General features: G+C 62.4%; 1 protein-coding gene. It reads left to right on the top strand.

Annotation, left to right across the window (positions count from 1 at the left end; all coding sequences use genetic code 11):
• The coding region (locus J2X76_RS31420) for a tandem-95 repeat protein (RefSeq protein WP_310221862.1) at nucleotides 1–7,862 on the top strand (7,862 nt) is incomplete at both ends.

The following is a 7,862-nucleotide window of genomic DNA, read 5'->3' as shown; positions in this document are numbered from 1 at the left end:
GACGGTTCCTACTCGTTCGAACTGGGCGCACCGGTTGCGCATTCGACTGCGGGAACGTCCGAAGAGAACAAGTCGCTGACCTTCGGTTATGCGGTAACGGACGGCGACGGCGACCAGGCCGGCGGTGTCCTCACCATCCAGGTCGATGACGACACGCCGAAGGCCAATGTCGTCACTTCGGCGACGGTTCTCGATGACGAAGCGCAGGGTTCCGGCAACGACACGCCGACCGACGGCATTGCCAATGCAAACGTCGCGACGGGTGTCGCGGGTGCCTTGTTCACGGCAGGCGCCGACGGCGTGAAGTCGGTGGCGCTCGACAGCAGCACCGCGTTCCAGGCTATCTACAAGGATGCCGACGGGGTTGCGCACAAGGAGGCGGTCAGCTGGTCGGCTGGCGTACAGGGTGCCAACGGCGCGACGACCTGGACGGCGACCGGTATCGACAGCCACGCGACCGTCGCAACGCTGGTCATCAATGCCGACGGATCCTACAGCTTCACGGCCTCGGCTCCGCTGGTCCATCCGACGTCCGGTGCCACGGAAGAAAATCTCTCGCTTTCGCTGGGCTTCACGGTCACCGATGGTGACGGCGACAAGGCTTCCGGTACCCTCAACATCAACGTCAACGATGATACGCCGATTTCCACCGGCGTGATCGGGACGGGCATGATCGGCGAAAGTGCTGCGGGCGGATCGATCGCCGGCACGCTTTCCTCGCTGGTATCGGCAGGGGCCGACGGCATCGGGCGCTATTCGGTCGAGGTCAACAATCTCTCCTCGACGCTGACCTCGCTGACATCGGGCGGGGTTGCGCTTGCCTACTCGGTCGAAGGCAACGCCCTTGTGGCGAAAGCCGGCGGCAACACGATCTTCACCCTGAACGTCAATCCGGCCACCGGCGCCTACACATTCTCGCTCACCGGCCCGCTCGACCATGTCGATACCGCGATCATCGGTGGCAAGGCGATCCCGGCCGCGGCTCTCAGTGCTCTTGATGTTGCGGGCAGCCATCTGGCGATGGCCGATGTCGGCGGCAACGACCTCGCCTTCGAGGGGCGCATGCCGGATGGCGACGTGATCATTCGCGTCAGCAATTCGGGCAACAGCGCTGTTACCTGGACGCTGGACAGCGATCAGGCCGGCGGGACGGATTATGTTCTCAATATTCCGGCTCACACCACTTGGTATGTGAATGTCGGCAATATCCCCGACCACACGAAGTTCGATCTTGACGGTTCCGGTGCGCCGAATGGCATCACCAACGTCAACCCTGGCCATCCGATAACCTTCACCGACGGCGACAGCTCGCTCGCGCTGGATCTTTCCTCCGCGATCACGGTCACCGACGGCGATGGCGATAGCGTTGCGCTCAACGGCCAGCTGATCGTCACCGTGAACGACGACGTGCCGGTCATCGGCACCAACGCATCCGGAATGGTCGAGGAAGGGGCCGTCGAAACGATCACCGCCGCCCTGACGGGCCTGTCCTGGGGGGCGGATTCCGGCAGCGCGCGCACGCTTTCCTTCAACGGAACGCTCGTGGCAAAAGACCAGAACGGCGCCTCGATCACGACGCTCAGCTCGAACGGCAATCCGGTGACGATCGCGGTCATCAACGGCGTGCTCACCGGCTTCACCGGAGGGATCAACCCGCCGGCGCCTGACCACATCGTCTTTACGGCATTGCTCAATGCCGCGACTGGCGGTTACACCTTCTCGCTGCTGCAGCCGCTGGATCATACGGCTCCGAATGCGACGAGCCAGTATATCGACATCGCGCTCGGCTTCACGGCAACCGATGCCGATGGCGACACCAGTGCCGCCTCGACGATCACCGTTCGTGTCGATGCCGCGGGCTCGATCGACTCGATCAACTATTCCAACCTTTCCTCGAGCGTATTCGTCAATCTCGACGGCACGGCACATACCGTGCTTGGACAGACCGTTGCCGGCGACCGGGCAACCGATGGCATCCTGGTTTCCGACAAGGTTGTCGGCATCGACAATGTGACCGGCGTCACCGATGCGATGGGCGGCTCTGCCAATGACGTTCTGATTGGCGGCGGCGAGGCCAACAAGCTCTCCGGCAATGGCGGCAACGACTATCTGGATGGCGGTCTCGGAGCCGATATCCTTGATGGCGGCGAAGGCAACGACACCTTCGTTCTCGGTGCGGACGTGACCGGTTCCGGCACCCGCAACGTTCAACTCGGCGACGGCAGCGTGGTTGCCGTCAACATCGATGGCCTGGCCGGCACCTCCGACAAGGTGATCGGCGGCACTGGAAACGATACGATCATTCTCGAGCGGGATGGCAAGCCGGGCTTCGTGGCCGATTACAACACGGCTCCGGGTTATCTCTCCGGCGTGGAAAAGATCGTCGGTACCGATGGCAATGACGTCATCATCCTGGCTGCGGGCTCTACCGCGGACGGCGGCCCGATCACCATCGAAGGCGGCGAGGGCAATGATATCCTCGGCGGCTCGAACTCGGCCGATATCCTCAACGGCGGCGACGGCAACGACCTGATCTCCGGTCTCGGTGGCAACGACACCCTGTCCGGCGGCAATGGCAACGACGTGATCTGGGGCGGCCTCGGCGCCGACACGATCCATGGCGGCGCCGGCAGCGATACCATCAATGTCACCGCCGACATGACCTACGCTCCGGGTACGCTTCACAGCGTTCCGCTGGTCGGCCTGACGGTTGGCAACGTCGATATTTCCGGCAAGGCCGGTACGCTCGACTCGATCAACGGCGGTTTCGACCTCGGTGATACGATCTACCTCAAGGCTAGTACCGAAGGCTTCGTGCTGGATGGCTACCAGAACAACATCGAGGGCGTCGAACGGATCGTCGGCACCAACGGCGACGACGTGATCGTCATGAGGTCCGACTACGTCACCGACGAAGCTGCGGGTCGCACGACGATCGAAGGCGGCCTCGGCAACGACACGATCGTCGGCGGTGCCGGCAATGACGTGCTCGACGGCGGCCAGGGTATGGATACCCTTGCCGGCGGGGACGGCGCCGACATCATCAAGGGCGGAGCCGACAACGACGCTCTTTGGGGCGGCAAGGCATCCGACAACCTTTATGGTAACGGAACGAGCAATACGGGCTCGGATCTGAATGCGACTGCTGGTGAAGCCGATAGCGCGAACTATGGCGGATCCGCGGACAAGTATCACGTGTTCTTCAACCCGAATGCCTTCGGCAGCGGCCTCGGCATCTGGCAGGTCGAAGCGCTGGACGGCGCGCCGGAACTGATGACGGGCGGCTCGCTCAGCAATACCGACAACCTCTATGGCATCGAGAAGATCCAGTTCAACAATCTGATCCTGGATCTGCTGGCGCCTGTCCGGCTGTTCGACGGCAACAATCTCGTCGGTACGTTCACGACGATCACCGATGCGAACACGGCAGCGTCTGCCGGCTTCCGTATCGAACTGGTCGGCACGGTCACCGACCAGTCCGCAACGATCACCAAGGAGAACCTGACGGTCGTCGGCGGTGCCGAGGATACCGGCATCGTGCTGACGCTGGACGGCGTCCAGAAGATCACGCTGCAGGGCGAAGCTCCGATCAAGGTTGTCGGCGATGGCCTCAACAACACGATCATCGGCAATGACGGCGCCAACACCCTCGAAGGCGGCATCGGCAACGACACGCTCAATGGCGGCGGCGGCAACGATGTGCTCGACGGCGGCCAGGGCCTTGATACGCTCGCCGGTGGAGACGGTGCAGACATCATCAAGGGTGGAGCCGACAATGACACCCTTTGGGGTGGCAAGCACGCCGATAGCCTTTTCGGCAATGGCACCAGCAACACCGGCGCCGACCTGAATGCTACCGTTGGTGAAGCCGATAGCGCAAACTATGGCGGTTCCGCGAGCAACTATCATGTCTTCTTCGACACCACGGTACTCGGTGGCGGTCTCGGCATCTGGAGGGTTCAGGCGCTAAATGGCGCGCCGGAATTCACAGGCGTGCATGTCAGCGTCGACACCGACAACCTCTACGGCATCGAGAAGATCCAGTTCAATGACCTGACCCTCGATCTGCTGGCACCTGTCCGGCTGTTCGACGGCAACAACCTGGTCGGCACGTTCACGACGATCACCGACGCGAACACCGCAGCGTCTGCAGGCTTCCGTATCGAACTGGTCGGTACGGTCATCAACCAGTCCGCAACGATCACCAAGGAAGACCTGACGGTCGTCGGCGGTGCCGAGGATACCGGCATCGTCCTGACGCTGGACGGTGTCCAGAAAATCACGCTGCAGGGCGAAGCTCCGATCAAGGTTGTGGGCGATGGCCTCAACAACACGATCATCGGCAATGACGGCGCCAACGTCCTCGAAGGCGGCGACGGCAACGACACGCTCAATGGTGGTGCAGGTGACGACACGATCGTCCTCGGCGCCGATATCGATGCCGGTCCCTACGGGCCGCGCGCCGTTCTTCTCGGTGACGGTACCACGGCGTCGGTTTCGCTGATCGGTCTTGCGGGCACCGGCGACGCCATCATCGGCGGTACGGGGTATGACAAGGTCGTGCTCGACAAGGAAAGCGCGGCGGGCTTCGTGCTCGACAACTATCATCCCGGTGCCCCGACCTTCTCGGGCATCGAAGAAGTCGTCGGCTCCGATGGCAATGACGTCATCCTGATGGATGCGAACTATACCAGCGACAACGGTCTCGGCATTCTGATCGACGGCGCCGGCGGCAACGATACGATCGGTGGCGGTGCTGCTGCCGATACGCTGAAGGGTGGCGACGGCAACGACCTGATCTCCGGCCTCGGCGGCAATGACATCCTCGAAGGCGGCGCCGGCAGTGACGAAATCTGGGGCGGCGCCGGCAACGACACGATCAACGGCGGCAGCGGCAACGACAACATCACCGGCGGTCTCGGCAACGACACGATCGACGGCGGGACCGGTGGCGACACCTTCAACTATGCCATCGGCGATGGCGTGGACACCATTGATGGCGGTGCCAACGGTGACGTTCTCCTGACTTCCGGAAACGCCACCGCAGAATCCGCGGTTCTGACTGTGACTTCGACCGGTTTCACCCTCGATGTCGACGGCGACGGCGTTGTCGACGTCAACGCCACCAACATCGAGTCGGTGGTGCTCTATCAGGCCGAAGGCGCCGACAAGATCACGGTCCGCACCCAGGACGCCGCCGAGACGATCACGATCGAAGGCAATTCCAACCTCCTGCAGGTCTACGGCAACGGCATTCCGTCCATTTCGGGGATCAGCACTTCCGAGCTCGTCATCGAAGGCAAGGGCGGCAATGACGTCATCAATGCCAGCAATCTGAGCGGTGTGGCGCTCACCCTCGATGGCGGTGCCGGCAATGACACCATCACCGGCTCGGCCGGCGCAGACACGATCCGTGGCGGCGAAGGCAACGATACGATCCTCTACAAGGTCGGCACCGGCGCGGACATCATCGACGGTGGGTCGGAAACCGGGACAAGCAACCCGGACTATGACGTGCTCAAGATTGCCGGTGATGCGGTACAGCGCAGCTTCAACATCGCGAAGGCAATCGGCGGTACGGATATCGTCCCGGCCGAAAACGCCACCGACATTGTGGTCAGCTATACCGGCGCCAATGGTGCGACCGTTCGCGCCGACGAAATCGAGCGTATCGAAGTGACGCTCGGAAGTGCCGGCGACAGCATCGCTGTCGGCGACCTGGGCGGCACGGCAATCGCGCCGACGACGGTTGTGATCAACGGCGGCGTCGGCAGCGACACCATCGACCTGACCGGCCTGGTCGGCACCAAGGTCGAGATCAACGACCTCGACGATACCACGGGCGGCGACATCGATACGGTGAAGCTTGCCGGCAAGTGGTCCGACTACGACATCGTCAGGGCAACTGACGGTACCTTCACCTTCAGCCTAGGCGGCCACGTCGTGGCGACGGCGAAGAATATCGAACAGTTCACCTTCCAGGGCGAAAATGGCGGCGCCGGCGGCACGATGCAGGCGATCGACCTCATCAACGACGCGCCGCATGCGGTTACCGACAACAATACCGGTGACCCGGTGGTCGAAGCCGGCGGCGTTGCCAACGGCACGGCGGGTGATGCTTCGGCGACCGGCAACGTTCTGACCAACGACACGGACGCCGACGGTGCTTTCGACAGCAAGCATGTGACCGCGATCCAGTTCGGTGCAGGCCCGGCGACAGCCGTTCCGGCCGGCAACGGTGACGTCATGATCGCAGGCGCCTATGGCATGCTCACCATCCATTCCGATGGCAGCTATGCCTATGCGCTGGATAACAATGACGGCGACACCCAGGCGCTTGCCAAGGATGCGGCTGCGAGCGATGTCTTCACCTACACGATGGCGGATGCCCATGGTCTGACATCGAGTGCCAGCCTGACGATCAACATCACCGGTACCAACGATGCTCCGGTTCTGAATGGCACCATCGCCGACCAAGTGATCGCAGAAGATAACGCGCTCAGCTTCACGGTTCCCGGCGGCACATTCAGCGATGTCGACTCGGCCTCGCTGACCTATACCGCCACCTTGGCTGACGGCACCACCGCATTGCCTGGCTGGCTGCACTTCGATGCCGCCACCATGACGTTCAGCGGCACGCCAGATCTGAACTGGAACGGTGCCATCGACGTGAAGGTTACGGCGTCGGACGGTTCGTTGTCCGTGTCTGACACGTTCACCCTCACGGTGACCCCGGTCAACGACGCGCCGATCGTAACGAACGATGTCTACGTCACGGACGAAGACACCGCCATCTCGGGCCTGAAGCTCTTCGCCAATGACAGCGACATCGAGGGCAGTCCCCTCACGGCCAACGGCATTAGCGTCGGAAGTCAGCTGGGCGGATCCATCTCGTTTGAACAGAATGGTACTCTGTACTTCAAGCCGCTGGCCAACGAGAGCGGATATGCGGTCCTGCAATACGGTGTTTCCGATGGAAACCTGAGCAGCACGGGCACCGTTACCATCGACGTTCGTCCGATCGCGGACACCGCTACGATCTCCGGTTCCGGCTCCGGCAGCGAAGATGCCGCCGCCCTCATCGGCCTCAACATCGCCGTTGGCGATACCGACGGTTCCGAGAAGGTCACGAAGATCGAACTGTCCGGCTTCCCGGCCGGTGCGACCTTCAGCCAGGGCTCTCTGGTGAACGGGGTCTGGGTCATCGAGAATGCCGCCGGGGTCAACACCAACGGCTTGACGATGACGCCGCCGCACGATTTTGCCGGCAACTTCAACCTCGGCGTTTCGGCGACCGTCGTCGATAGCGCCACGCTTTCCGACCATCTGGTTCATAGCGATACCAAGATATCGACTGGTTCGATCGGCGTCAGCATTACGGCGGTCAACGATGCACCGGCTGCGGTGGACGACGTTCTGTCCTCGGTTGCCGAAGACAGTGGTGTGCGGATCATCAGCTTCGCTTCGCTGCTCGGCAACGACGGCAAGGGCGCGGCCGATGAAACGGGCCAGAGCCTGACGATCACGGGTCTCTCCAACATCGTCGGCGGCACTGCGGTCATCAACGGCACGAACATCGAGTTCACGCCGTCGGCGAACTTCAACGGTGCAGCCTCGTTCGACTATACGGTCCGTGACAACGGCCAGACCAACGGCGCTAACGACTTCAAGACGGACGTCGGTTCTGTCTCGTTCGCGGTGACACCGGTCAACGATGCACCGGCTGCGGTGGACGACGTTCTGTCCTCGGTTGCCGAAGACAGCGGCGTGCGGATCATCAGCTTCGCTTCGCTGCTCGGCAACGACGGCAAGGGCGCGGCCGATGAAACGGGCCAGAGCCTGACGATCACGGGTCTCTCCAA

Origin of the sequence: Neorhizobium sp. 2083 (assembly GCF_031455615.1) — a bacterium.
Classification (GTDB): Bacteria; Pseudomonadota; Alphaproteobacteria; order Rhizobiales; family Rhizobiaceae; genus Neorhizobium.
The sequence above is the reverse complement of the archived record's forward strand: the minus strand, read 5'-3'. Positions and strand labels throughout refer to the sequence as shown.